The organism is Pseudoalteromonas luteoviolacea (assembly GCF_000814765.1).
Classification (GTDB): domain Bacteria; phylum Pseudomonadota; class Gammaproteobacteria; order Enterobacterales; family Alteromonadaceae; genus Pseudoalteromonas; species Pseudoalteromonas luteoviolacea_H.
Window position 1 is genome coordinate 471,914 of sequence record NZ_JWIC01000004.1, and the last position, 24,380, is coordinate 496,293.

21 protein-coding genes and 4 tRNA genes are annotated in these 24,380 nt (G+C 43.4%); 9 read left to right on the forward strand and 16 right to left on the reverse strand.

Going from position 1 to position 24,380, the window contains the following annotated elements:
• Positions 1-71 precede the first annotated feature (71 nt).
• From JF50_RS05270 to JF50_RS05280, 3 genes are all read left to right on the forward strand, one after another.
• Entirely contained in the window at positions 72-416 is a 345-nt protein-coding gene (locus JF50_RS05270; protein WP_039608419.1) for a DUF3703 domain-containing protein, read from the forward strand.
• 58 nt (positions 417-474) lie between these two features.
• The gene (locus tag JF50_RS05275; RefSeq protein WP_039608420.1) at positions 475-1,221 is read left to right on the forward strand and encodes a helix-turn-helix transcriptional regulator; all 747 of its coding nucleotides are present in this window, start codon (positions 475-477) and stop codon (positions 1,219-1,221) included.
• Between the two features lie 346 nt (positions 1,222-1,567).
• Positions 1,568-2,242 carry a hypothetical protein gene (locus JF50_RS05280; protein WP_039608421.1) on the forward strand — a complete coding sequence of 225 codons (675 nt, stop codon included), beginning with the start codon at positions 1,568-1,570 and terminating at the stop codon, positions 2,240-2,242.
• Positions 2,243-2,432: 190 nt separating this feature from the next.
• On the opposite strand, the gene JF50_RS05285 is transcribed toward JF50_RS05280, so the two are convergent.
• Positions 2,433-3,140, reverse strand: a complete 708-nt coding sequence (locus tag JF50_RS05285; protein WP_039608422.1) for a helix-turn-helix domain-containing protein — start codon at positions 3,138-3,140, stop codon at positions 2,433-2,435.
• Between the two features lie 503 nt (positions 3,141-3,643).
• Here JF50_RS05285 and JF50_RS05290 point away from each other — a divergent pair.
• Positions 3,644-4,144 (forward strand): hypothetical protein, encoded by a 501-nt coding sequence (locus JF50_RS05290; RefSeq protein WP_039608423.1) that lies wholly within the window; start codon positions 3,644-3,646, stop codon positions 4,142-4,144.
• A gap of 180 nt (positions 4,145-4,324) precedes the next feature.
• Here the strand turns inward: JF50_RS05290 and nth are convergent, their stop codons facing one another.
• The 12 genes from nth to JF50_RS05350 all read right to left on the reverse strand — a co-directional run bounded on the left by nth (position 4,325) and on the right by JF50_RS05350 (position 14,174).
• On the reverse strand, positions 4,325-4,960 hold the full coding sequence (gene nth, locus JF50_RS05295) for an endonuclease III (protein ID WP_039608424.1): 636 nt from the start codon (positions 4,958-4,960) through the stop codon (positions 4,325-4,327).
• Between the two features lie 117 nt (positions 4,961-5,077).
• Positions 5,078-5,776, reverse strand: coding sequence for an electron transport complex subunit E (locus tag JF50_RS05300; RefSeq protein ID WP_039608425.1), 699 nt, complete (start codon positions 5,774-5,776; stop codon positions 5,078-5,080).
• Positions 5,773-6,411: an electron transport complex subunit RsxG gene (rsxG, locus tag JF50_RS05305; RefSeq protein WP_039608426.1), complete on the reverse strand. Its 639-nt coding sequence runs from the start codon at positions 6,409-6,411 to the stop codon at positions 5,773-5,775. The genes JF50_RS05300 and rsxG overlap by 4 nt, the downstream gene beginning before the upstream one ends.
• On the reverse strand, positions 6,408-7,460 hold the full coding sequence (gene rsxD / locus JF50_RS05310) for an electron transport complex subunit RsxD (protein ID WP_039608427.1): 1,053 nt from the start codon (positions 7,458-7,460) through the stop codon (positions 6,408-6,410). The genes rsxG and rsxD overlap by 4 nt, the downstream gene beginning before the upstream one ends.
• Entirely contained in the window at positions 7,457-10,312 is a 2,856-nt protein-coding gene (rsxC, locus tag JF50_RS05315; protein WP_039608428.1) for an electron transport complex subunit RsxC, read from the reverse strand. The genes rsxD and rsxC overlap by 4 nt, the downstream gene beginning before the upstream one ends.
• Positions 10,313-10,321: 9 nt before the next feature.
• Positions 10,322-10,876: an electron transport complex subunit RsxB gene (gene rsxB, locus JF50_RS05320; protein ID WP_039608429.1), complete on the reverse strand. Its 555-nt coding sequence runs from the start codon at positions 10,874-10,876 to the stop codon at positions 10,322-10,324.
• Between the two features lies 1 nt (position 10,877).
• Complete coding sequence (rsxA, locus tag JF50_RS05325) at positions 10,878-11,459, reverse strand: electron transport complex subunit RsxA (RefSeq protein ID WP_039608430.1); 582 nt, start codon at positions 11,457-11,459, stop codon at positions 10,878-10,880.
• Between the two features lie 177 nt (positions 11,460-11,636).
• The gene (locus JF50_RS05330) at positions 11,637-13,580 is read right to left on the reverse strand and encodes an EAL domain-containing protein (protein ID WP_039608431.1); all 1,944 of its coding nucleotides are present in this window, start codon (positions 13,578-13,580) and stop codon (positions 11,637-11,639) included.
• 224 nt (positions 13,581-13,804) lie between these two features.
• A tRNA-Asn gene (locus tag JF50_RS05335) sits at positions 13,805-13,881 on the reverse strand.
• Positions 13,882-13,903: 22 nt separating this feature from the next.
• Positions 13,904-13,980, reverse strand: a tRNA-Asn gene (locus JF50_RS05340).
• Positions 13,981-13,999: 19 nt separating this feature from the next.
• A tRNA-Asn gene (locus tag JF50_RS05345) sits at positions 14,000-14,076 on the reverse strand.
• A 21-nt stretch (positions 14,077-14,097) separates the two neighbouring features.
• Positions 14,098-14,174: transfer RNA gene (locus tag JF50_RS05350), tRNA-Asn, on the reverse strand.
• A 1,076-nt stretch (positions 14,175-15,250) separates the two neighbouring features.
• On the opposite strand from JF50_RS05350, the gene JF50_RS05355 reads away from it, so the two are divergent.
• From JF50_RS05355 to JF50_RS05365, 3 genes are all read left to right on the forward strand, one after another.
• Positions 15,251-16,627, forward strand: coding sequence for an MATE family efflux transporter (locus JF50_RS05355; RefSeq protein WP_039608432.1), 1,377 nt, complete (start codon positions 15,251-15,253; stop codon positions 16,625-16,627).
• Positions 16,627-18,645 carry an excinuclease ABC subunit UvrB gene (uvrB, locus tag JF50_RS05360; protein ID WP_039608433.1) on the forward strand — a complete coding sequence of 673 codons (2,019 nt, stop codon included), beginning with the start codon at positions 16,627-16,629 and terminating at the stop codon, positions 18,643-18,645. The genes JF50_RS05355 and uvrB overlap by 1 nt, the downstream gene beginning before the upstream one ends.
• A gap of 232 nt (positions 18,646-18,877) precedes the next feature.
• Positions 18,878-21,040, forward strand: coding sequence for a tetratricopeptide repeat protein (locus tag JF50_RS05365; protein WP_152614461.1), 2,163 nt, complete (start codon positions 18,878-18,880; stop codon positions 21,038-21,040).
• On the opposite strand, the gene JF50_RS05370 is transcribed toward JF50_RS05365, so the two are convergent.
• Positions 21,037-21,633, reverse strand: a complete 597-nt coding sequence (locus JF50_RS05370; protein ID WP_039608435.1) for a porin family protein — start codon at positions 21,631-21,633, stop codon at positions 21,037-21,039. The genes JF50_RS05365 and JF50_RS05370 overlap by 4 nt on opposite strands.
• Positions 21,634-21,748: 115 nt before the next feature.
• Positions 21,749-22,597 carry a LysR family transcriptional regulator gene (locus JF50_RS05375; protein ID WP_039608436.1) on the reverse strand — a complete coding sequence of 283 codons (849 nt, stop codon included), beginning with the start codon at positions 22,595-22,597 and terminating at the stop codon, positions 21,749-21,751.
• A gap of 108 nt (positions 22,598-22,705) precedes the next feature.
• On the opposite strand from JF50_RS05375, the gene JF50_RS05380 reads away from it, so the two are divergent.
• Positions 22,706-23,359 (forward strand): glutathione S-transferase family protein, encoded by a 654-nt coding sequence (locus JF50_RS05380; RefSeq protein WP_039608437.1) that lies wholly within the window; start codon positions 22,706-22,708, stop codon positions 23,357-23,359.
• Positions 23,360-23,434: 75 nt separating this feature from the next.
• Positions 23,435-23,914, forward strand: coding sequence for a GNAT family N-acetyltransferase (locus JF50_RS05385; protein WP_039608438.1), 480 nt, complete (start codon positions 23,435-23,437; stop codon positions 23,912-23,914).
• A 54-nt stretch (positions 23,915-23,968) separates the two neighbouring features.
• Here the strand turns inward: JF50_RS05385 and JF50_RS05390 are convergent, their stop codons facing one another.
• Positions 23,969-24,343 (reverse strand): hypothetical protein, encoded by a 375-nt coding sequence (locus JF50_RS05390; RefSeq protein ID WP_039608439.1) that lies wholly within the window; start codon positions 24,341-24,343, stop codon positions 23,969-23,971.
• Between the last annotated feature and the right edge of the window lie 37 nt (positions 24,344-24,380).

Here is a 24,380-nt window from a genome sequence, read left to right on the forward strand (position 1 = left end):
TCGCTTTATTTAATATAAAACGAGCAGTCAGTAAATAATTGATATATATCTATAAGCTAGAGAGGTATAGTATGAACAGCACACAAAAGCAGGCGTATGAACGTGAGCTAATGATGGCAAAATCTTTGTATCAAAATGCGCATTATGAGATGTGTTTTGGATACCTTGAAAGAGCACATATTTTAGGTCAGCGGTCTATATTTAGACATACCACAGTGCATTGGTGGATGCTCAAAGTGGGGGTGCAATGTGCGGATAAAAAAGCGATACTGGGCCAAGTCATGAGGTTAATTGCTTCAATTATTTTTTCACGAATTTGGGTACCCGTTGGTAATACAGGTGGCACAAATGTGAATGCATTTAAATCTATGCCCATACCTCAAGATCTCAAAAAATATTTAGATCAGTCTGGTTAAGGGGATGATTTAATTACATGATGAGCATTGCAAATCAAGTTACTTTAGCAGCGTATTGATGACTGAGAGAGAAATTGATAAACCTAATATTTGGATAAAAACGGGATGTTTGCTGACTTACGGAGGCAGTATTGATGCCTCTGAGCATCGCCATATTGCCATGCAGGTTGTGTTACCTGACAGCAATAGTGTGAGCACACTAAATGGTCAACCATTTCAAGGCGCTGTGATCATTGATTCTAACGTCCCGCATTGTTTAAAAATGCAAAAGGGCTGGGTATTACTCGCAGAGCCGCACAGTGCGTTAGGGGCATACCTGAAGGAGCGGTTAAATGGCCAGAAGCAAATGCCGATTTCTGCTGCAGCTAACTTGCTACTACCACAGACAGATCCGTTTGCGCACTTTTTTAAAATATTCTCAGATATTCAATTATCAGCTCAGATGCGAGATAACGACTTGAACTTTGTAACAGATGCTCGAATATACAGTGTGCTAGATGAGCTAAACCGATGCTTTAATGGGGAGTGCATGACGCCCCAACATTGGCGTGCGAAATACATGGCGAGAAAGCTTCACTTGTCAGAAAGCCGGTTTTTGCATCTTTTTTCTGAACAAGTAGGGGTTGCATGGCGACCGTATTTGTTATGGAGAAGAATGTTGTGTGCATTGCAAGCGATGCAGCGAGGTCAAAACGCAACGAAAGCAGCGTATGAAGCTGGCTTTTCTGATAGCGCCCATTTAAGTCGAACTTTTAGAAGTACCTTTGGCATGACCATTAGACAGGCGAGGGGGTTATTTACATAAACAAGTTTTATGGCTAACCCCGAGCTGAAGATTCTCGTCGAATACATCACACTTTCTCCACATACATTGACTCTATGATGCGAATGATATTTTCTTGATATAAATACGCCCAGTATTTGGAAATACTTTTCGTCATTAAATGACTAAAATCTCAAGATATAATTATTTTTCTGTTATATGTTCATGTTTTGTAACACTTCTAAGGTGTCTATTACATCACTGGTATGCCAACTTAATAAAAGCTGTAAAGTATAAAAATTAACCATGCATGGGTATGTAACAGTCGTCAGTCCGGATGGTTATCAAATTCAACCAAAGAAACCACACTAAAACAAAAGGAGGCGTAATGCTTACAGTGCATATTGTGGCCGGTTCATTTTTACTGTTGTTTGGTATTGGCGCTTTGAGCTTTGCAAAAGGAAAGCTTAGACATAGATGGTCAGGTAACCTATTTTTCCTTGCCATGTTAATAATGACAGGAACTGCTGCTTTTTTTAATGGTGGTGCAACTATGTCACTGATGACATTTTATTACGGTGTCACGGCTTGGGCCATCGTGCTGAGAAAAGAACAAACAACCGGTATTTTTGAAATACTGGCAATGTGCTTAATTCTCTATGTCAGCATATCTTTGTTCTATTTTATATATACCGCAGTTGACTTGGATCCGACCTTCAAAGTTATTTTCACCATTCATGCCTCAGTCGCCTTGTTGGCCGCCGGCAAGGACCTTAGAATGATCCTAAACGGTGGCCTCTCGGGTAAGCACCGTATCGCTCGACATACATGGCGGTCCTGTTTTGCTATGTTGGGGGCTGTGATGTCGTTTTCAGCCAATACATCAGATAGATGGCCTGACTTTATTGATAGCAATGCGTTAATTTATCTGATGATAGGTGTACTTTTTTACTGGGTAATACGAGTGTTATTCACCGGTTGGTCAAAACGACTACAGAGTATTGTTGGTGATAGCTTACTAACTAAGTGGCTACCTGTTTTTAAGCGAGAGATAAAAGAGTAATAGCGCTATTTTATATAAATTGTGATGGGCGAGAGAGTGCTCATCACAATTTATATAAAAGAGTAATAGCGCTATTTTATATAAATTGTGATGGGCGAGAGAGTGCTCATCACAGGTTTGAGCTCGTTCAAAAATAAAATAGCGCTAGCTTTATAGTGTGATTATTTAAGCTGTTCCTGATTAAATGGGCTTACGATGCCAATTGTTGCTTACGGTATTGCCCTGGCGTGCAGCCTGTAAACTCTTTAAACGCACGACTAAATGGGGCAGCAGACGCAAAGCCACTTTCAATACCAACGACAAGCACCGGCCAATCGCGTTTATCAGGTGCGCTTAATATTGATTTGGCGTACTCGATACGCATTTGGTTCACATAGTGATTAAAGTTCTTAGCATCGAAGCAGTCGAGCATAATAGCGCGGATACGATACTCGGGAAGATCGAGTTCACGAGCAATATCGGCAACACGTAAATTTGCGTCTAAAAAGCGTTTTTCTTCAACCAACAGGTGTTGAATTTTCTGAGCGAGTAGGCGCTCACTTTGGAGAGTCTCTTCCTTTTTCTGGGTCTGTTGCATCACCTGTTGTTGACGAAATTGTATTAACCAATGTGTACTGATAAAGATTAAAGTATATGCGAACACGACCAACCATTCTCGTCCTTCGCCCATCGCGAACTCTTTTGGCAGAGTGACAGCAACCAACATAACACTGATGATACTCACCAAAAATGAAGACAGGTAGATCATCGTCACTTTACGCAAAGTCACATTTGCGCTTTGCAATACCCGATAGCCCTCCCAAAACGCGAGAATGAGCATGCCTGATGATAATATTGCAATTGCTTCGGATAACACGGTTATTGAAGTTGATAGCCAACCGGTATGGAGTTGCCACATTTTTTCTATAAATCGGAAGAGGTGCCTTAATATCAGGCATATCCCCAGTACACCTGCAAACAGGAGGTGATGGTGATTAATGGGATTGGTTATTCGAAAAAATGCACGTGAAAAAAGCCAGTATCCACTACAGGTCGCAAACCCGAATATTCCTATCAGGTGATGATAAGGGGTCAAGTAAGTGCTTGTTAGTTGATAGGCAAGATACATCGACGAGGAAGCACAAAACCCTGCAAAAACTAAATGTAAAATGTGCTTGTGTCGAAGGCGATAATGATTGAAAGCTAATGCCAGACTTAGCAAGACGGTAAGTGATTGCGCTATTTTTAGTGGATCCAATTTTGATTCCCTCCCACTTTTATACCGATTTTACATTAATCTTGTTCTTTTTCGATAATATTCTGATTTATCGGCTTTTATTAGCATCGATTTTGAAATTCGATACGCTTTAAAGCCTTCATATTGGCAGTATGGACGTGAAATTTAGAAGACAAGGTATGGTTATGAAAAATAAATCTGTCATTGATAACGAAAGTGTTTGTGAAAAAAACAAGCTAGCTAACGATTACGAGTCAATACAAAATGGTGCTCCAACGGTTGCAATATGGAAAACATGGGGACTTAGACTCATATTTGCTGCAATGGTGATTGTTCTAGGCTCAAAGCAATTAAATTATATCTTAGAAGGCGCCTCTGAATGGGAGCGATGGAGAGGCCTTGGGCATTCAATGTTGTTCGCGCTGGCTTTATTTGCAATAGGCGGTGTTTTTCGTCCTTTAATTTTTTTACCTATTATGCTCTATGAAATCGTTTGGAAACTGGTTTGGCTGGCTGTCGTTGCATTGCCTCCGTTTCTGGCAGGCCAAGATGTCCCGAACATCGTAAACGCAAAAGCATCGATAATTGGCATTGCTGTATTAATGGTTCTGATCCCATGGCGTTATGTTTGGTGGCAGTATTTCACTCAGCCGATTGAACCATGGAGACGCAAGAAAATTGTTTGAAATAAATAAGCTGTAATTTTGATGAAGGCTGCTAGGCAATAATTACTAGCAGCTTTACATCAGCAAAACGCTCGCCTTCAAAATAAAAGTATTTAAAGCAGTTGTTTATCTTTTATTGAATAACCAGTTTAGCGAAAAGAGCAGCTTGTCCATGATAGGTTTGAACTGTAAATTGCCAATTTATGCGTCAGTTTTTTCTTTAAATTCACACAAATCTTCAATAATACAGCTGCCACATTTTGGTTTTCGAGCAGTACATACATAGCGACCATGTAAAATAAGCCAATGATGTACATCCACTTTAAACTCTTTGGGCACGACTTTTTCTAGCTTCTCTTCTACCGCGACGACATCTTTACCCATCGCAAACTTAGTGCGGTTAGAGACTCTAAAAATATGAGTATCGACTGCAATGGTCGGCCAGCCAAACGCGCAATTAAGCACAACGTTTGCGGTTTTACGACCAACCCCAGGTAAGGCTTCTAGCGCTTTGCGGTCTTGAGGGACTTCTGAGCCATGTTTTTCGATTAAAATTTGGCATAGTTTAAAGACATTGTTGGCTTTTGAATTATATAAACCAATGGTTTTTATGTATTCCTTTAACCCCTCAACGCCGAGCTCTACAATCGCTTCTGGCGTGTTGGCGACGGGGAATAACTTACGGGTTGCTTTGTTGACGCCCACATCTGTCGCCTGTGCTGACAAGGTGACTGCTACCAATAATTCAAACGGGGTCGTATACTCAAGATCGGATTCCGGGTTTGGATTGTCTTCTCGTAATCGAGTTAAAATCTCTAAACGTTTTGCTTTATTCATGACGGTTTTTAAGTAGTTAGCTAAGAGGGGCTAAGCGTGATTGCATCATATTTGCCCCTGCAATCACACCTAGGGTTTACGCAGACTAAGTGACGGCTTAGGCTGCGTTTAATTGCATTAAGTTAGGCTAGTGACACGCGCTCTTTCTGCTTTTTCAGCAGGTGCAGTTGGCTGAGTTTGTGCTTTTTGGCGTTCATCGAAGTAATTTTTAGCTGCAATGATAAGCCCCAAGCCTAAGAAAGCACCCGGCGGTAAAATAGCAACTAAAAATTGACTATCGAAGTTGATCACCTCGATGCGCAGGGCTGTTGCCCATTCACCGAGTAACAATTCTGCGCCATCAAATAAGGTGCCTTGTCCGATAAGCTCGCGCATTGCCCCTAAAATGACCAAAACAGCTGCAAAGCCAAGGCCCATCATCACCCCATCCCACGCAGACAATATGGGGGTGTTCTTTGAAGCGTAAGCTTCTGCTCGGCCAATGATGGCGCAGTTGGTCACAATCAAGGGAATGAAGATCCCCAGGGATTGATAGAGTCCAAACGTGTATGCGTTCATCAACAGCTGAATGATGGTGACAAACGCGGCAATGATCATCACAAATACTGGGATACGAATATCTTTGGGTACCCAATTCCTGACGATAGACACGGTGACGTTAGAGCCAACCAATACAAGCAAGGTCGCGATCCCAAGGCCTAAGGCATTGGTAACAGTACTGGTGACAGCAAGCAGGGGACATAAGCCAAGTAGCTGTACCAAGGCGGCATTGTTTTTCCAAAGTCCCTCATGGGCTAGTGTTTTGTACTCGCTCATAGCTGCTCCTCTTGGCAAACATTGCTTTGTGCAAATAGGCTGTCAAAGTTTTGATGGGCAAACCAAGTAGCCGCATTCACAGAGTGGACAACCGCTCTAGGTGTGATGGTTGCCCCAGTAAATTGATCGAATACACCGCCTTCTTTTTTCACATTAAAGCGCTGGTCTTCTGCTGATTGTACTGTCATGCCCGCAAAAGAGTGTACCCAGTCTGACTTTTTAACTTCGACTTTATCACCCAAGCCAGGGGTTTCTTTATGCTGAGTAATACGCACGCCAGCGATTTCTGCATTGGCGTATACAGCAGTTAACATGTCGATATTACCGCTATAACCTTCTGGGGTAATATGCTGCACAAGTAGAGCGACAGGCTGACCATTTTGCTTGGCACGATAGATTCGATGTGGTCCATTAGGACCAAGCTCTGGTGCATCGCTTTCGATGCAATCTAAATAGAGTTCATTATTGTATTTGTCAGCGGGCAGTACCTGCGTCAAAGTGCGCATCAGGTGTTTCTTTTCTTGCGCTTCGATACGAGGCGCTGTGAGCTGCTGAACGAGCGCAACGCTGCCCGTTGTGGCAAGGGCAAAGGCGGTGAGGATCGCGCCATTTTTTTTCATTGATGCGAAAATCATTTCTTTGCTCCATGTCCATAGGTACGTGGCTGGGTGTAGTGGTCTATTAAAGGCACTGCCATATTGAGTAGCAGTACAGAAAATGCCACGGCATCTGGGTATCCACCAAATTGTCTGATCAGATAAACTAGCAGGCCAATAAGGGCACCATAGATAAGTCTGCCTTTATTGGTGGTCGATGCGGAGACAGGATCCGTTGCGATGAAAAATGCCCCGATCATGGTTGCACCGCTGAGTAAATGGAATGCAACGCCAGCTTGACCACCTAAAAGGTAGCCAAATAAGCTGCAAACAGCCAAAGAGGCGATCATAGCCACTGGGATATGCCAATTTATGACTTTTGCTTTAAGCAAATAAAGTCCACCAAGGAGATAAGCTAAATTCACCCATTGCCAGCCCTCACCTGCAAATCGAGTAAATGCGTTATTATCCATCGCTTCTTGCACTGTCAGGCTTTGCCCTGTAGCTGTTTTAACATGATCCAAAGGCGTCGCACCGGTCGCACCATCTATGACTTGTCTTGCTTGTTCTAGCGACAAGCCGGAATAAGTTGCTTCGGTAAAAATTAATGCGATTTGATCAAATAGTGTGATAGGCGTATTCAGCAGTGATTGAACTGGCAACCATGCAGTCATTTGTACTGGAAATGAAATGAGTAGCAGGACGTATGCGGCCATAGCAGGGTTGAACAGGTTAAAACCAAGCCCACCATAAAGCTGCTTTACAATCACAATCGCAAAACAAGCCCCAATCACGACCACCCACCAAGGTGCCAAAGGCGGGACACTGACGGCGATTAAAACACCTGTGAGCCACGCGCTGCCATCACTGAGGGTTGGCCAAACTGGACGGCTTCGCAGTTTTATCATGGCAGCTTCTGCAAGACTTACTGTCGTGAGTGCCAGTGCCAGTTGAATAAATACGCCGATACCAAAAAAATAGCTTTGCACCAAGATCCCAGGTATACAGGCTAACATCACGCAAATCATGAGTTTGTTAACCGATTTCAGGCTGTGGTTATGGGGCGATGAAGCCATGGTTAATTTCATGACAGATCATTTCCTTCTTGTTCTTGGGCTTTCTTTTTAGCTTTGGCACGCTCAACGGCGGCACGTATAGCAGCTTTGCGCTTGTCTTCTGGGCTGAGAGCGTCAGTCTGTGTGTCAGAACCGGATGACACATCCTCTTCAGTTTTGTCATCAACTACTGGCTCTTGCTCAGCTTCTTTGGCGGCTTTTTTCGCTTTAGCACGGGCAATAGCAGCAGCGACAGCGGCTTTGCGCGGATCTTCAGGCTCGGTATCAACGGTTGGCTCTTCTACGTGCTCAGCGTCTTTAGCTGCTTTTTTCGCTTTAGCACGGGCTATTGCTGCAGCAACAGCGGCTTTGCGCGGATCTTCAGGCTCGTCGTCAACGGTCGGCTCTTCTACGTGCTCAGCGTCTTTAGCGGCTTTTTTCGCTTTAGCGCGGGCGATAGCAGCAGCGACAGCGGCTTTGCGCGGATCTTCAGGCTCGTCGTCAACGGTCGGCTCTTCTACGTGTTCAGCGTCTTTAGCGGCTTTTTTCGCTTTAGCGCGGGCGATAGCAGCAGCGACAGCGGCTTTGCGCGGATCTTCCGGTTCGTCGTCAACGGTCGGCTCTTCTACTTGCTCAGCGTCTTTAGCGGCTTTTTTCGCTTTAGCGCGGGCGATAGCAGCAGCGACAGCGGCTTTGCGCGGATCTTCAGGCTCGTCGTCAACGGTCGGCTCTTCTAGTTGCTCAGCGTCTTTAGCGGCTTTCTTCGCTTTAGCGCGGGCGATAGCAGCCGCGACAGCGGCTTTACGTGGATCTGCTGAATCATCTTCAACGGCGGCTTCTGGTTCATCACCCTTAGCGGCTTTTTTCGCTTTGGCACGAGCAATGGCTGCTGCCACAGCGGCTTTTCTCGGGTCATCCGTTTTCACGTCATCTGAACCACTTGCGCTATTTTGCTCAGGATCTTGCTCTGCCTTCTTTGCTTTAGCGCGTGCAATCGCGGCAGCGACAGCAGCTTTACGAGGATCATCTTCTGATCCTAGTTTAGGCTCGTCACCCGACTTTTTCGCTTTGGCGCGCGCAATGGCTGCGGCGACGGCTGCTTTGCGTGGATCTTGCTCTTGTGATTCTACGCTGTCAGCAGTTTGGGCTGCTTTTTTCGCCTTAGCACGTGCAATGGCCGCAGCAACGGCGTCTTTTGGTGCACTGCCTTTATCTGAGCCAGCTTTTTCTTCTTTATACTTCCTAGCTTGCTCTTTTCTTTTTGCTCGCTCTAACGCTACTGCGCTGTTATCAGGCTCAAGAGCAGAGGTATCGCCCTCAGCTTTTTTCGCTTTAGCACGCTCAATGGCGGCCTGCACCGCTGACTGTTCAGGGCGTTTTTGCTTAACTCGCTCAAGTGCCTCAGACACCTTAGCTTTATCTTTGGCTGGTGCACTACGAGCGGGGCGCTTATGACGGTTTTGTCTTTCTTCTTGTTCTCTTTCAAGGCGAGCTTTACGTGCTTCAAAGCGCTCTTTAGCACGTTCAGCTTTTACTTTTTCAAGTTTTTGTTCGCGGATCTCTGCTTTGGCAACTCGATAGTATTGCACCAGTGGGATTTCACTTGGGCACACATAAGAACAGGCACCGCATTCAATACAGTCAAACAGATTGTACTCTTCGAGCTTGTCGTATTCCTGGCCCTTGGCAAACCATTGCAGCTGTTGCGGCAACAAGGTTTGTGGACAGGCATCAGCACAGGCACTGCAACGAATACAAGCTTGTTCTTGCCCAGCGACTGCGAGCTCTTGATTATCAGGCGCTAAAATACAGTTTGTTGTTTTGACGACAGGGATCCTCACTGTTGGTAACGTGAAGCCCATCATAGGACCACCCATGATCACACGCTGATTTTCAACAGGAGTAAACCCTTGACTATAAACGAGGTGCTTGACTTCAGTGCCGAGTAAAGCCCACACGTTTTGTGGTTTGTGTATTGTATTACCGGTTACGGTGACAACTCGTTCTATCAGAGGCTTGCCTTCATAAACGGCTTCGCTGACAGCAAACAGTGTCCCGACGTTTTGCACTAAGACACCAACATCTGCTGGGATCCCGCCGCTGGGTACTTCTTTTGAGGTCAGCACTTTAATAAGCTGCTTTTCACCGCCAGAAGGATATTTAGTTGGAATTGAGCGAACTAATATCTTGCTATTGTGCTTGGCGGCTTGTTGCATCGCAGCCAACGCTTCTGGCTTGTTGTCTTCTATGCCAACCAGCGCATACTGCGGTGATAAGATAGACATCATCACTTCCATACCGCGGATAATGTCTTTGGCATGCTCTCTCATGAGCATGTCGTCAGCAGTGATATAAGGTTCACATTCAACACCATTGACGACTAAATACTCGATGGTTTTTGCACTATCCGCTTTGACATAGGTGGGGAAACCTGCACCGCCCATACCTGCAATACCGGCATGATGAATAATATCAATGAGTGCTTTGTTATCTAAGCCATCCAGGGATGCGCGAGTCTCTAATTCACACCAAGTATCATCGCCATCTGGCGTTAAGACGATGCTCAATTCCGGCATCGCAGATGGGTGCGCTGAAGGCATTGGCTTGATATCGGTAATAGTGCCTGACGTCGGCGCATGAATTGGCAGCGACCAGTTTGTACCAGGTTGTGTTAAAACTTGCCCTTTTAGAACATGCTCGCCTTTATTTACAAGGAGCTGGCCATTTGCGCCAATATGCTGCTTTAATGGTAAGACTAAATACTCTGGCAGGGGAAGTGAGCCAATAGCAGCCTGATTTGACAAAGACTTTTGCTCTGGTGGGTGAATACCACCAGGAAATTGCCATAGTTTGCCGCTTTCAATTTGTTCAAGTAATGTTTCCACTTAAACCTCTCAATCTAATTGTTTCACTGGAATAGCATCAATTTGCCACTTCCAAGATTGTTTTGTTTCAGCGACTGGGATCATATCTATACAGTCAACAGGGCAGGGCTCTACACATAGGTCACAGCCAGTACATTCATCAGCAATGACAGTATGCATTTGACGCGTCGCGCCAACTATGGCATCGACAGGACAGGCTTGGATACATTTAGTACAACCAATACATTCATCCTCTCGGATATAGGCCACTTTTTTAATGGGCTCTGCTTCTTCACCACCTGCAAGAGGCTTGGCTTCAACGCCCATCAGATCTGCAAGCTTTTTCACCGTGGCTTCACCGCCCGGAGGGCACTTATTGACCTCATCGCCATTGGCGATGGCTTCAGCATACGGGCGGCAACCAGGGTAGCCACATTGACCACATTGTGTTTGTGGAAGAATAGCATCCACTTGATCAACAATAGGATTACTTTCAACACGATATTTAATGGCTGCATAGCCTAAAATTAAACCGAATACGAGTGCAAGTGCACCGATCGCTATCAGAGCATACAGTAATGTCATATTACAACTTCACCAATCCAGAGAAACCCATAAATGCAAGCGACATTAGGCCTGCGGTGATCATGGCAATAGAAGCGCCTTTGAATGGGGTAGGGACGTCGGCTACCGCTAAGCGCTCTCGAAGCGCTGCAAATAAGACTAACACCATGGAAAAGCCCACTGCTGCACCAAAACCATATACGGCTGAGCTGATGAAAGTGTGCTCTTTGGTGATATTTAATAATGCGACACCGAGTACCGCACAGTTAGTGGTGATAAGTGGTAAGAAAATACCGAGTAGGCGATATAAAGTCGGGCTGGTTTTTCTCACCACCATCTCGGTAAACTGCACAACAACAGCAATAACGAGGATAAAGCTCATGGTGCGCAGGAAAGTCAGCTCTAGTGGCAATAAGATATACTGATTAACCAAATAACTGGTGACAGAAGCGAGTGTTAAAACAAAGGTGGTGGCCAGTGACATTCCGATGGCCGTTTCAAGTTTGCTTGAAACCCCCATAAACGGACAAAGTCCGAGGAATTGCACTAACACAAAGTTGTTTACCAGCACTGTGCCGATAAGCAACAACATATACTCTGTCATTCATGCCCCTTAACTATCTATCTTCGTTTCGCAACGTGTCATAAGACTGGAAATTCTAACAATTTTCCACGCTGAGATCACAACATTTAGCAGACTTTATTTGCATTGAAATCAAAAATTGGTAGGGAATGTTGACAATTATAGGAGGGATATAAAACCCCTCCAAATTACAGGGATTTAGACTTCTTTTGGCTTTTCTATGTAGTAGCCTTGTACGCCATCTAAACAAAGCGTTTCGACGATGTGTTTTTCTTCTTGGCTTTCAACACCTTCAGCAAATACACTGACGCCGATACGGTGTGCTAAATCCACCATTAAGCGCATAAAGTACTGGTTGTTTTTATCTTCTTCTAAGCCACGAGTGTAACTTGCATCCATTTTGATAAAATCAGGTTTTAGGTCTCTAAAAAACTTAAATGAGGTTAAACCAACACCAAAACGCTCTACGGTAATGCGCGCACCAACGCGATGCACCATATCAATGAAGCGTTTACTTGCTTTGATATTTTGCTGTAAGCCAAATTCACTGACTTCAAAAATGAGCTTAGAGGCAAGATTACCATCTTTTAATAAGCGTCTTTCAAGCCAAATCACAAACTGATCGCTGTGTGCACTGGATGCCGTGACATTAATACCAAAAAACTTTTCATTGAAGTTTCTGGTTTTTATGAGTTCCAGCGAGCTGTCGATAATAAGCTGATCAATTTCAATGGCCATCTCAAGCTTTTCAGCCATCGCTAAGAATGAAGCGGTGGGCAGCATTTGATTATCTTCGGTTTTAAAGCGAGATTGGATCTCAGCATACGCTTTGACATTTTTGCCAATAGGCATAATGTTCTGCATCATTAGGTTAACACGACGGCTATCGATGACTTCGCGGATAACGCGGCGCCAGTTTTGATTGCCAAACCCGGCACCGACATTATTCACAATGTCACTTTCTCGCTGTAAATGCCATGCGTTAGCTTGCTTGCTTTGCGCCATACTCATTGCATTATCAACAACAGATAACAATTCACCGAGCGGTTTACCTGATTCATAAGAGACGATACCTGCGTTAGCAACAGATGAGAGCTCTTGATTTTGCTGATATTGGGTAAACCTAGCTTGTAGCGTTTCACCAAATTGCTCCGCTTCTTTAGAAGGGACATTAGGTAAAATGACCGCAAAGTCTGAGCTATTTAATCTGAATACTTGGCTACCAGTATACGTACCGCTGACGTGTTTTACGATGTCAGAAACGGCGCGGATATATTCATCGCCTTTCTGGTAACCGCGTGTTTGGTTGATCATTTGCAATTCACTACAACGGATCATTGCCAATGTACCAAAGCTTTTATTGTTCGCTTGCTCAATTTGATGTTCGTAATATTCCACAAACATATTACGGTTACCAAGGCCCGTCACAACGTCTTTGTACGCCTCTTGTTTGATAGAATGCGCAGCTGATTTGATATCTTCTTGTTTACTTTTTAAAAAGTGCGCTAAACGATTAAATGAAGGTGCCAGCTCAGCGCCTAATTCGGTGACTTTACCGGTATTAAAGTCTTCTTCAATACTTTCGGTTACTTGGTTTTGCGTAATATAGACGTCCACAGCATTCGCAACTGTCATACTGACGTTGCGGTTGAGCTTCTTATATATGGCCTGCATATAAAAGATAGGGATAAACGCAACCAACGCTGAAATGAGCAGCATCAGTAGCAATGATTGTTGCAACAGTGATGCTTGGCTTTGTGCATTAATCACAAATTCTATTTTGATGTCTTTTGTTTTATTAACTGCAAACTGAGGACGAATAGAGTTAAAGCTATTTGCGATGACGTCAGCGATTAGGGGGAGCTGAGTAGGGGAGCCAAGCTGCAATACTGCTTGTCCTGAAAAGTCCCTGACAATGAAAGTAGAAAAGACGTTGCCATTACTCAGTGACAGGCGAATGTGCTCCGGCGTCATATCATTCATGGTTTTTTCTTGAATATAGTTACTAACCATTTGCTGTGCACTCATTTGTGCCCGGCTAACGGCGCTGTCAAAGCTTGAAGCAACAAAAAAGCTGCCTACAGCAGAAAACAGTAACCAAGATACGAATTGTAAAAATATGAGTTTTTTAAAGCCTGCCATGATTTATCTTCTGCCTGAAAATGGAAGAAATACCCTTTAGCATTAGTAAATGAATATAATGCTGCCAAACACAAATATGGAATACTGAGAATTATACATACTGAAAACCACTTGGTGTCTTTTCCAATATGGTAAGTAGTCCTAATTATATAGCAAAAATTCACCAGTGAAGGTGCTTGTAGAGTAGAGCATTGGGTGGAAAAAGTCTAATATATTCTGAGAATTGGCTCCCCCTCCCCGACTCGAACGGGGGACCTGCGGATTAACAGTCCGTCGCTCTAACCAACTGAGCTAAGGGGGAGCAATATAGAAGTAAGAGTAGTTGGCTCCCCCTCCCCGACTCGAACGGGGGACCTGCGGATTAACAGTCCGTCGCTCTAACCAACTGAGCTAAGGGGGAACTACACTTTATAACGATTTGGCTCCCCCTCCCCGACTCGAACGGGGGACCTGCGGATTAACAGTCCGTCGCTCTAACCAACTGAGCTAAGGGGGAATCGTTATATGTTCAGAAACTTGGCTCCCCCTCCCCGACTCGAACGGGGGACCTGCGGATTAACAGTCCGTCGCTCTAACCAACTGAGCTAAGGGGGAAGCATGTCTCTCAACGGGGCGAAATATTAATGACGACACGGCTAAGTGTCAACAATAAAAATCACAGTTATGCAAAAAAACTGTCTTTTCGATGGATTAATCAACAATTATGCTTTTTTTTAATCATCTATCTATCTAAAAATGACTTTTTTGCTGCTTTGCTACTTTGTATTTCATCATTCTATGTGGATCTGTGTAGCCTAATTTGACAGATAGGCGACATCATCGCTGTTTATTTAAGCACCACATACCATGAGATATTAGGTGTTTTTTATAGCTAATGCCTCAAAATTGTTCGAAAGGGCTGTTTTTTGCACTTTTTTGGAGATCGTAAATTGTGAAGGTTGAGATCCTTCTGAGGATCTTAAACGTAGATTAGTTTGCAGTTCTTTTACAGTTAAATTGGTAAATATTTTACTCAAATTTTAGGGTAAAACGGCATAGCCTAGTCTGGGTTTTATTTTAAATTCAATTTAAACAAATGGTTATTGGTTTTTTTGGTGGGTTTTTGAAAGTTGCGTAATTATTAAATTAGTCTAAATAGCTGCTAAAAACGCTGTTTCCAATCTTAGATCACCTGTTTTAAATAGAATGATCATAAACGTAAAATAAAAGCGGCGATAAGATCCCTGCTTAGGCCTTTATTTTTAAAGGCTCTACAAACTTATCCACGGAATCTGTGGATAACATTGTTTATTAATCTTTAAGAACTCTTCGAAAGCTAAGTAAACCGTGGCATTAGGGCGACGCAATAGTTTTTTTATCTTTTTTAAAATGCTTATAATTCAATGGTGTAGGTGTTTTGGCTAGAATCGTATGCGAATGTGTGTATTTTTAAAGATTTATTTCAACATTGTTTGCCTGATGTGCAAAAAGTGAGCCGAAGAATCAGTGGATTTGAAATAAAATTGACATTTTTTGTGCAGAATGAGTTTTGACAAAGAATTGGGTAAAAAAACAATTTTTACGATAAAAGGCATTTATATAGCTTCTATCATAATACGGACAATAATAGCGTGGCATCATCTAGAATGATGATTTAGAATGATGGGCTGTTAAAAGAGGTATCATATTTTATGTCCGCAGTACGTCAATCTAGTTCCAATAGCGATATTTTGACTGGTTCAATTCCAGCCACTTTAAAGCGTATGACCGTGCCAATGATATTTGGCATGATCATGTTAATGAGCTTCAATTTAGTTGATACATTCTTTATTAGTTTATTGGGCACAGAGCCGCTCGCGGCGGTTAGCTTCACGTTCCCTGTGACATTTACTATCATCAGTTTAGCCATAGGCTTGGGTATAGGTACATCGGCAGTCATTGCAAAAGCGCTGGGTAGCAAAGATATTGAAGAGGCCAAGTTTGATGCTTTCATTTCTCTTATATTAGCTGCGGTATTGGTCGCTTTACTTGCCGCGTTGGGTTATGTGCTAATGGACCCGATATTCACCTTGTTGGGCGCTGATGCGAGTACGCTTCCCTATATCCATGATTATATGAATGTCTGGTTTTTGGGCGCTGTGTTTTTAATTACACCTATGATAGGTAATTCGGTTTTAAGAGCATCTGGTGATACAAAAACGCCCAGTATGATCATGGGGCTAGGTGGTTTAATCAATGCCGTCTTGGATCCTATTTTAATTTTTGGCTTGGGACCTATTCCTGCGCTTGGAGTGCAAGGCGCTGCCATTGCTTCTGTCATCGCTTGGGCGGTGGGCGTGGTCGTTATTATTTACTTATTGGCGATAAAAAAGCAGCTTTTAAGCTGCTCTAGTGCAAAGCAAAGTGTATGGGGAGCAGTGACTAAAATAATGAAAATAGGTTTGCCTGCTGCGGGGGCGAATATGCTTACTCCGATCGCGATGGCCGTAATGACAGCAATTGTGGCGACTTATGGTGCACAAGCGGTTGCTGCATTTGGTGTGGGAAGCCGTATTGAATCGATTGCATGTTTGGTTATTTTGGCTCTGTCGATGACGTTACCACCTTTTGTTAGTCAAAACTATGGCGCAGGGAATTTCACTCGCGTAAAAGAGGCTTATACCAAGACATTGAAGTTTGTTTTGATGTGGCAATTTGGCATTTATGTATTTCTGATTTTAACTGCGCATTGGGTCAGCCAAGCTTTTGGTAATGAGCCAGAGGTCATAGCGATCATCAAACTTTTCATTTATACCTTACCGCTGAGTTATGGCCTACAAGGCATCATCATTTTAACCAATTCATCTTTTAATGCATTACATAAACCAATGAATGCGTTGATCTTAAGTATTGTACGTTTGTTTGTTTTTTATATTCCTTGTGCTTATATAGGATCTCATATTGCCGGGCTTACTGGTTTATTTGTGGGCGCTGCAATCGGTAACTTATTTACGGCTATTGCCGCATATACTTGGTTTAGTAAAACACTTAATGGCATGCAACAAGAAGGTATTGAGGTGCACTCGTAATGAATGAGTCTTTTGATTTAGTATCTGAATTTTCTCCAAATGGTGACCAACCTACCGCCATTGCTCAGTTGTGTGATGGACTGGAAGCCGGTCTTGCCCATCAAACTTTGCTTGGCGCGACGGGCACAGGCAAAACGTTTACGATGGCCAATATCATTCATCAGCTGAATCGCCCGACTATTATTATGGCCCATAACAAGACGCTTGCGGCGCAATTATATGGTGAAATGAAAGAGTTCTTCCCAAACAATGCCGTTGAATATTTTGTCTCTTATTATGACTATTATCAGCCTGAAGCATATGTTGTTGCCAGTGATACATTCATCGAAAAAGATGCCTCGATCAATGATCACATTGAGCAGATGCGTTTATCGGCTACCAAAGCGTTGTTAGAGCGAAGAGATACCATTATCGTCGCGTCAGTGTCAGCTATCTATGGTCTGGGTGATCCGGACTCGTATATGAAAATGATGCTGTTATTGAAAGTGGGCGAGACTATGGAGCAGCGCGCCATGCTTAGACGTCTTGCTGAGTTGCAGTACACTCGTAATGACATGGACTTTTCTCGTGGCACCTATCGGGTACGGGGAGAAGTCATTGATATATTTCCTGCTGAATCAGAAACTCAAGCCGTGCGTGTTGAAATGTTTGATGATGAGATTGAACGGATCAGCCTCTTCGATCCATTGACCGGCGTCGTAGACAAGCATCTAGTTAGAGCAACCATTTATCCAAAAACCCACTATGTAACACCCAGAGAAAAAATTCTCGAAGCCATTGAAAAGATCAAAGTAGAGCTTAAAGAACGCCGTGCTTATTTGATGGATGCCAATAAACTGGTTGAAGAGCAGCGGGTTGCACAGCGTACTCAGTATGATATTGAAATGATGCAAGAACTTGGCTTTTGTTCTGGGATTGAAAATTACAGCCGGTATTTATCAGGCAGAGCACCAGGTGAGCCACCCCCAACTTTATTAGACTATTTACCCGACGATGCTTTGATGATCATCGATGAATCCCATGTGACCGTCTCTCAGGTAGGCGCTATGTACAAAGGGGATAGAAGCCGAAAGGAAAATTTAGTTGAGTATGGCTTTAGATTGCCTTCAGCAATGGATAACCGTCCATTAAAGTTTGAAGAGTTTGAGTCTATTGCGCCGCAGACTATTTATGTTTCTGCGACGCCTGGTGATTATGAATTGGAGCGCTCTAGTGGTGAGGTTGCTGAACAGGTGATCCGCCCGACTGGGTTACTCGACCCTGAGTTAGAAGTCCGCCCGGTGTCTTCACAAGTGGATGACTTGCTCTCTGAAATTTACAAACGAGTGGCGCTAAAAGAACGTGTTCTGGTCACGACGTTGACTAAAAGAATGTCGGAAGACCTCACTGACTATTTAAATGATCATGACGTAAAAGTGCGTTATTTACACTCTGATATCGATACGGTAGAGCGTATGGAGATTATTCGAGATCTCAGAAAGGGGGTATTTGATGTACTGGTCGGGATCAATTTATTGAGAGAAGGTCTTGATATGCCCGAGGTATCCTTAGTGGCTATTTTGGATGCGGATAAAGAGGGCTTTTTACGTTCTACGCGATCTTTAATTCAGACCATAGGCCGTGCTGCTCGTCATTTAAATGGTAAAGCAATTTTATACGGTGACAGGATAACTCGCTCTATGCGTGCTGCTATCGATGAGACCGAACGCCGCCGAGAAAAGCAACAAGCTTACAATGAAAAACATGGTATTACACCTCAAGCGTTAAATAAGAAAATCACGGATGTGATGGATTTAGGTGAAGAAGTCACTGATTCTGGCACACATGCTAAATCCAATGCGGGTGATAAAGTCACACCATTGCCATCATCAGCGGGTAAATCGACAGCACAGCTAACAGAGCAAATAGCGCAGTTAGAGAGTCAAATGATGGTTCATGCACGTGAGCTTGAATTTGAAAAGGCAGCTCAGGTTCGAGATCAGATCCAGATGTTGCAGCAGCAGCTATTAAATAGCTAGATGACATCAAGTTGTCACTAGGCAGTGCGATAATGTCGCGCTGCTTTTTTATGGCTTAATTCATAAACATTAGATGCTAAGTTGGCGAAAAACAGTTAAATTATCTAGTGTAAGAAATAGATCAAGCACTATGCTGAGCGTTTGGCCATTGTTGCTTGAACATTTTATGCCTTAAAAAGCCCTTTTGTGAGAGTTACCCGATACTGTGTTATTTGGTCGTAAAGTTATTTTTTTGCTGATAGTCTTAATGTGGATACCGCTCAGCTATGGCGCTGATGAGCAGGTACAAACATCATTAACTCAACTTTCCATCTCGCTTGAGCAAAACCCCAAACTCACTTTAGGTAAAGTGGAAGAATTAAATCAATTGTTCTTACACCCTCAGCCGAGTTCTCGTTTCTGGTTTGAACTCAAAGTCATAGAAGTTAAAGCGAAAACGAGACTGGGTTACTTTGAAGAAGCCGAACAGCATTTATACCAATTAGAGTCATATCTACCTGTCATGGGGGCATTTGAAGATGCGCCTGCACAAATCAAATTACTCCAAGCACAATTGGCACTGAAGAAAAATGACATCAGTGTTGGTTTATTGTTACTAGAACAAGCGCGTGATCTTGTGCCTAAAGAACATGTGACGCTACGCAGTGATATTCTGCACTCTTTGGCGTGGGCATTACGCTATCAAGCGAATTACAGTGAAGCTGAACAGGTAATAAAAGATGCTATCTCATTGGTGGCGCCAATAGAGGATAAGGCGCGATTAGCGACTTATTATAACCAACTTGGGGTAATTTATGATTATATGGGAAGCTTGCAGCTGGCGCTGCGCTTTCATGAAAAGTCTCTGAATATTCAGCGGCAGTTACAAAATCAGCAGGGTATTTCGAATTCGTTATATAACATTGGTGAAATTTATCGTGATTTGGAAAAGTTTCAACAAGCCTTGCAGCACTTTAAGCAGGCTTTGGAAGTTGATAAAGCGTTGGGGGATCCGATCCACATAGCAAATAGTCATGGTAAGCTCAGTCAAGTATATTTAAAGTTAGGAGATATTGCACAGGCATTATCACACAGCCAAGCCGGTATTGAGTTGTCACGTGCAAGCGGTGCAAATAGTGATTTAGCTTGGCAGTTGAGTATATTGGCCAATATTTATGTTGCTCAAAAGGCTTTAACGCAAGCTTTGGCTGTCGCACAAGAAGCATTGACATTAGCGTTAGAAGCAAAGGCTAAAAGAACGGAGCATACCGTCAGAATAGTGATGATTGAGATTTGGCTTGCACAATCGCAGTATGAATCCGCGTTGTCTGAAATTGAGTGGGTATTAGCTTTACCTGACATTGGCACTTCCTATCGGGCGACTTTACATAAATATCAAGCGCAGGCATTAGAACAATTAGGGCAGTATAAATTGGCGGTGCAAAGTTTAGAGTCATTTATAGAAGCTCGAACCCAGCTGTATCATGATTTAGATAAACAGCAAGCGTTAACCATGCAACAAAACGTTGAGTTTATTCGTCAAGAGCAAGCATTAAAGTTGATTCAAAATGAGCAAGCTCTCGCACAAGCCACCTTAGAAAATTTAAAGTTGCAACGGGGAATGGGGGCGTCTTTGTTGTTATGTTTTATGGCGATAGGTATTTACATTTATAAGCGGCAGGTGCAAAAACAGCAGTTTGTTGAGCTCGAAGCGGATATGATGGCGCAGTCTTTAGCTCAGAAGAATCGTTTACTGGCAGATGTGTCCCATGAATTGCGTACGCCTTTGGCTGCACTTAAACTGACAGTGGAAGCGATGCAGCACAATATTGAACCTGATCCGGTTAAGGGCTTTATAAAAATTCAGAAAAAGATTAGCCATTTAGATAACCTCATCAAAGATATTTACCAATCAGCGCAATTTGACAATGATGCCATGGTGCTCGATAAGCAGCCCGTTGATGTGAGTATATTACTAAAAGAAATTGTTGAAGAGTTTCAGCCAATGTATGCCACCAAGCAGCAATCTTTAACTTATGCTGAAGAGGTCGATAATACCTTGTTTGACTTAGATGCAGCGCGGATCCGGCAGGTCATATTTAACTTATTGAGAAATAGCCACTTTTATACCAGTGTTGATGGTCAAACTGTGGTGACTTTAAAAATGAACAAAAAAGGGGTAATGATTTCGACGCAAGACTCCTTTCCCGGTGTGGCAACCGAGGATCTCGAGAAAATATTTGAGCGATTATATCGATGTGAAGGGTCCCGCAGCCGAGATCATGGCGGCTCTGGACTTGGCTTGGCGATCTGTCAGCAGATCGTCCAAGCACATGGTGGTAACATCAGTGCAGCACATAGTTCTATGGGTGGCGTCGAGATTACCATTTATATACCGTATCAAGCGGACGCTTAGAAACGGTAGCTAACACCTAAACCGAGGCTTGAAACATCTAGATCTCCCATATCTAGGTATTGGTAGCTTATATTCATTGCCATGCCATTTTGCCAGTCATATTGCCAGCCCAATTCAGCGACAAAACCAACGCCATCTTCTTCAACAAGTGTCGTGCTACCGCGATTAATTTCGTAATCATAGAAGTTGGCACCAAGCTTACCATACAGAGAGTTTTGCTTAGTCAGTTGGTATTGGCCTTTTGCAGCGACGATCAAGTTGCCATAATCGATGTCATTTGCACCGAGCCCAAAGAGTGTTTTATTGAGTTGAGTACAGGTAAATTTTCTATTTTGCGTATCAGTACACTCCCAGTTGTCTGAGTCACTCCCGCCATTCAAACCGACTTCCAACGCCCAAGTTGGATCAAACTGATAGTTGTAATACACATATAATTGACCAACGCCATCACCATCTTGGCTAGAGCTTTTATAAGATGCTGAGCCACCAGAGAGTTGTGCACCAATTCTGTGTTTTTCATCAACAACATTCGCCATTGACGAAAACGAGGCTGTTGCTGCAAGGACAAGTGAGAGTAGAGATAAAGTTTTCATTACGCATATTCCATTTGGTTAACTTGTGACTCAGTTTAGGGGCAAGCCTTGTGAGAGTCTGTGTCCCCGTTGTCAAAAAGTGTAAGGGTTGGTGAGAATGTGCGTGAGATAACATTTAACACTGAAATTGGTGTTGAAATTGCAGACATACTTGTTGAAGTTGCGTGTCAGAGAAGGCCGCATTTGTACCTGAATGTTTGACTAATGCAATTTCTATATTTGGTAGTAATGGGAGCCTAGGATCAAGCAATATAGGCAGGGCGTTACGGCTCAGGTTCGCCATAGCGCTGATAGCGAGGTCGTGTTTGACTAACCCGCGTAATGTGCTGGCACTGCCTGAGCAAGCAATGACATGAAAAGCTCGATTTTGCTTCATTAGCCCTTCTGTGGCAGCTTGGTGAAACCTGCATTCTTTTTGGAACACTGCTAGGGGGAGGTTGGCCTGTTCTAATAATTGAGTTGACTCTGCACCAACCCAAACACCTTTGTCCTGACACAGTAAATAGCCTTGTTCAGAATCCGCGCTGCGGGTAATAATAGCCATATCGATAAGCCCTCTATCTAGTTGTGACAGCAGGTTTGGACTTGATGCACAGGTTACGTGCAATTCTAAGTGCTCGATATGCTGATGTAACAATTGAATCAAGACAGGTAGGACTGATTCTGCATAGTCATCAGGGCAGCCAAGGTGTAGGAGTTTTTTTGGCGTCGCGGAGCGCAAATTAGTTAAAGCACTTTGTTGTAACTGGATTATCTTCTTGGCGTATCCAGCTAACGCGATGCCCTCAGCGGTTAAATGCAAGTTACGCCCCTCTTTGATAAATAATGTTTGCCCGACATCTTGCTGAAGCTTCTTCATTTGCATGCTGATCGCTGATTGGGTTTTATGCATTTGGGTGGCTGTTCGGCTAAAGCTGCCAGTTTCAACAAAAGCGAGAAAGCTTTTAAGTGCCTCTATGTCCATATATCAATTATTTTGATGTGTTGTATTTAAATTATCCGTTAGTTTTAGTGTGAATTACAACTTAGGATTAATGTAATTACACATATAAATTAAAATTAGGGAGATATGATGCGGTTATATATTGGTAATAAAAACTATTCGACATGGTCATTGAGAGTCTGGTTATTACTGGAAAAATTCAGTTTAGATTATGAGGAAACAAAACTAAATTTAGCCACTGAGTCGTTTTATCAGACGCTAGAAGGGATCAGTCCCACCCTGAAAGTCCCTGTGTTAGTCGATGGCGATGTGACGATCTGGGAGACCCTTGCTATTTTAGAATATATCAATGAATCTTATCTATCTGGTGCAGCGCTACCGAAAAGTGCGACTGAGAGGGCGCGCGCACGTGCTTTATGCGCTGAGATGCACAGTGGTTTTGGGGCATTGAAAAATGCGATGCCGATGAATATTAGAGCCAAACGTCATGTTGAAGCCAATGCACAAGTACGTAAAGACATTCAGCGAGTCGAGACAATTTTTACGGAACAAATGCACCGCTATGGACAAAAAGGTGAGTGGCTATTTGGCGAGTGGTCCATGGTTGATGCGATGTTTGCACCTGTTTGTTTGCGATTTGATACGTATGATGTTGAATTAAACGCCTGTGCACGGACATATGTAGAGCAGGTACTTGCTTGCCCTGTGCTGTCGCGTTGGCGGGATCAAGCATTGTTAGAAGAGGAGGTTGTTCAGTGCAATGAAACAGGTGTGGATAGATAATCCAAGGGATTACTCCATAATGTTCACCTAATTTCACGATAGACTTAGGCAAATTTAATCGATGGGAAAAGAGGAATGGAACTGGTTGCCATTGAAGCTGAAAACCAAGCTGTTTATTTTAATCTTGCGCAAGCTTATGAAGCTGAATTTTCCAAGTTAACAGAGAAAATGCCATTACCAAATGGGATGTTTGAGTTGGATACCGACATAGCGGACGAAAACGTTGCGGCTTTTATTTGTATTGAATCAGGAACGCCAGCCGGTATCGCGGCCGTTTATTGCGGACCTGATGGCAATTACGAAGTTGCGGAGTTTTATATTGTACCGGTATTTCGAAAAGCAAAGTTGGGGACTCATTTTGCACACGCGCTTTGGCGATATTTTCCAGGTGATTGGACCATCAAGCAAATTGCGGGGGCGGATGAAGCAACCATGTTTTGGCGCAGCGCAATTAATAAGTTTGTGGGCTCAGCATTTACCGAAGATTTGTATGAAGATGATTATTGGGGCAAGGTAATAAGGCAGCGTTTTGTTAGTGCCTTAGTGTCAGAATAAGCAGAATAATGAGGTGCCAACATGGTTATGATGTGGCACCGCATATTTTAGTGTTTAAACAACACCACGAGGAAGACGACAATCGTGGTCTTTCTCAGCAAGCTCTACAATCCAAGCTTCTTCAGCTTTGAAGCCTTCTTCGTTTGCTTTTACAACCGTAAAGGCCGCAGTTTTCGCTTTTGCAACAGGTGCAGGCTTTTTAGCCGCTTTTTTAGCAGCCGGTTTTTGAACTGGCTTTTCTTCGCTTGCACCAGCAGAGCCTGAAGTTAGCTCTTCGGTTAGTGCAGCGACATCAGCTAGGCGCATATTTTTGCCACCATCAATGCTGTACCAGCCTGGTTTGGTCGTGATTTCAGGCTTTTTGCCATTCACAGCTTCATAAGCAGCTTCAAACGCGCTTAGAACTTCAGTCTTATCAAGTTTACTCATCGTAGATCCCAGTCGTGTTGTACGTGGATACGCAGGT

What these genes read in the sequence shown, in the direction of transcription:
- JF50_RS05270 (WP_039608419.1), top strand. Translation starts at nt 72, where the DNA reads ATGAACAGCACACAAAAGCAGGCGTATGAACGTGAGCTAATGATGGCA.
- JF50_RS05275 (WP_039608420.1), top strand. Translation starts at nt 475, where the DNA reads ATGACTGAGAGAGAAATTGATAAACCTAATATTTGGATAAAAACGGGA.
- JF50_RS05280 (WP_039608421.1), top strand. Translation starts at nt 1,568, where the DNA reads ATGCTTACAGTGCATATTGTGGCCGGTTCATTTTTACTGTTGTTTGGT.
- JF50_RS05285 (WP_039608422.1), bottom strand. Translation starts at nt 3,140, where the DNA reads ATGTGGCAACTCCATACCGGTTGGCTATCAACTTCAATAACCGTGTTA.
- JF50_RS05290 (WP_039608423.1), top strand. Translation starts at nt 3,644, where the DNA reads ATGAAAAATAAATCTGTCATTGATAACGAAAGTGTTTGTGAAAAAAAC.
- nth (WP_039608424.1), bottom strand. Translation starts at nt 4,960, where the DNA reads ATGAATAAAGCAAAACGTTTAGAGATTTTAACTCGATTACGAGAAGAC.
- JF50_RS05300 (WP_039608425.1), bottom strand. Translation starts at nt 5,776, where the DNA reads ATGAGCGAGTACAAAACACTAGCCCATGAGGGACTTTGGAAAAACAAT.
- rsxG (WP_039608426.1), bottom strand. Translation starts at nt 6,411, where the DNA reads ATGATTTTCGCATCAATGAAAAAAAATGGCGCGATCCTCACCGCCTTT.
- rsxD (WP_039608427.1), bottom strand. Translation starts at nt 7,460, where the DNA reads ATGAAATTAACCATGGCTTCATCGCCCCATAACCACAGCCTGAAATCG.
- rsxB (WP_039608429.1), bottom strand. Translation starts at nt 10,876, where the DNA reads ATGACATTACTGTATGCTCTGATAGCGATCGGTGCACTTGCACTCGTA.
- rsxA (WP_039608430.1), bottom strand. Translation starts at nt 11,459, where the DNA reads ATGACAGAGTATATGTTGTTGCTTATCGGCACAGTGCTGGTAAACAAC.
- JF50_RS05330 (WP_039608431.1), bottom strand. Translation starts at nt 13,580, where the DNA reads ATGGCAGGCTTTAAAAAACTCATATTTTTACAATTCGTATCTTGGTTA.
- JF50_RS05355 (WP_039608432.1), top strand. Translation starts at nt 15,251, where the DNA reads ATGTCCGCAGTACGTCAATCTAGTTCCAATAGCGATATTTTGACTGGT.
- uvrB (WP_039608433.1), top strand. Translation starts at nt 16,627, where the DNA reads ATGAATGAGTCTTTTGATTTAGTATCTGAATTTTCTCCAAATGGTGAC.
- JF50_RS05370 (WP_039608435.1), bottom strand. Translation starts at nt 21,633, where the DNA reads ATGAAAACTTTATCTCTACTCTCACTTGTCCTTGCAGCAACAGCCTCG.
- JF50_RS05375 (WP_039608436.1), bottom strand. Translation starts at nt 22,597, where the DNA reads ATGGACATAGAGGCACTTAAAAGCTTTCTCGCTTTTGTTGAAACTGGC.
- JF50_RS05380 (WP_039608437.1), top strand. Translation starts at nt 22,706, where the DNA reads ATGCGGTTATATATTGGTAATAAAAACTATTCGACATGGTCATTGAGA.
- JF50_RS05385 (WP_039608438.1), top strand. Translation starts at nt 23,435, where the DNA reads ATGGAACTGGTTGCCATTGAAGCTGAAAACCAAGCTGTTTATTTTAAT.
- JF50_RS05390 (WP_039608439.1), bottom strand. Translation starts at nt 24,343, where the DNA reads ATGAGTAAACTTGATAAGACTGAAGTTCTAAGCGCGTTTGAAGCTGCT.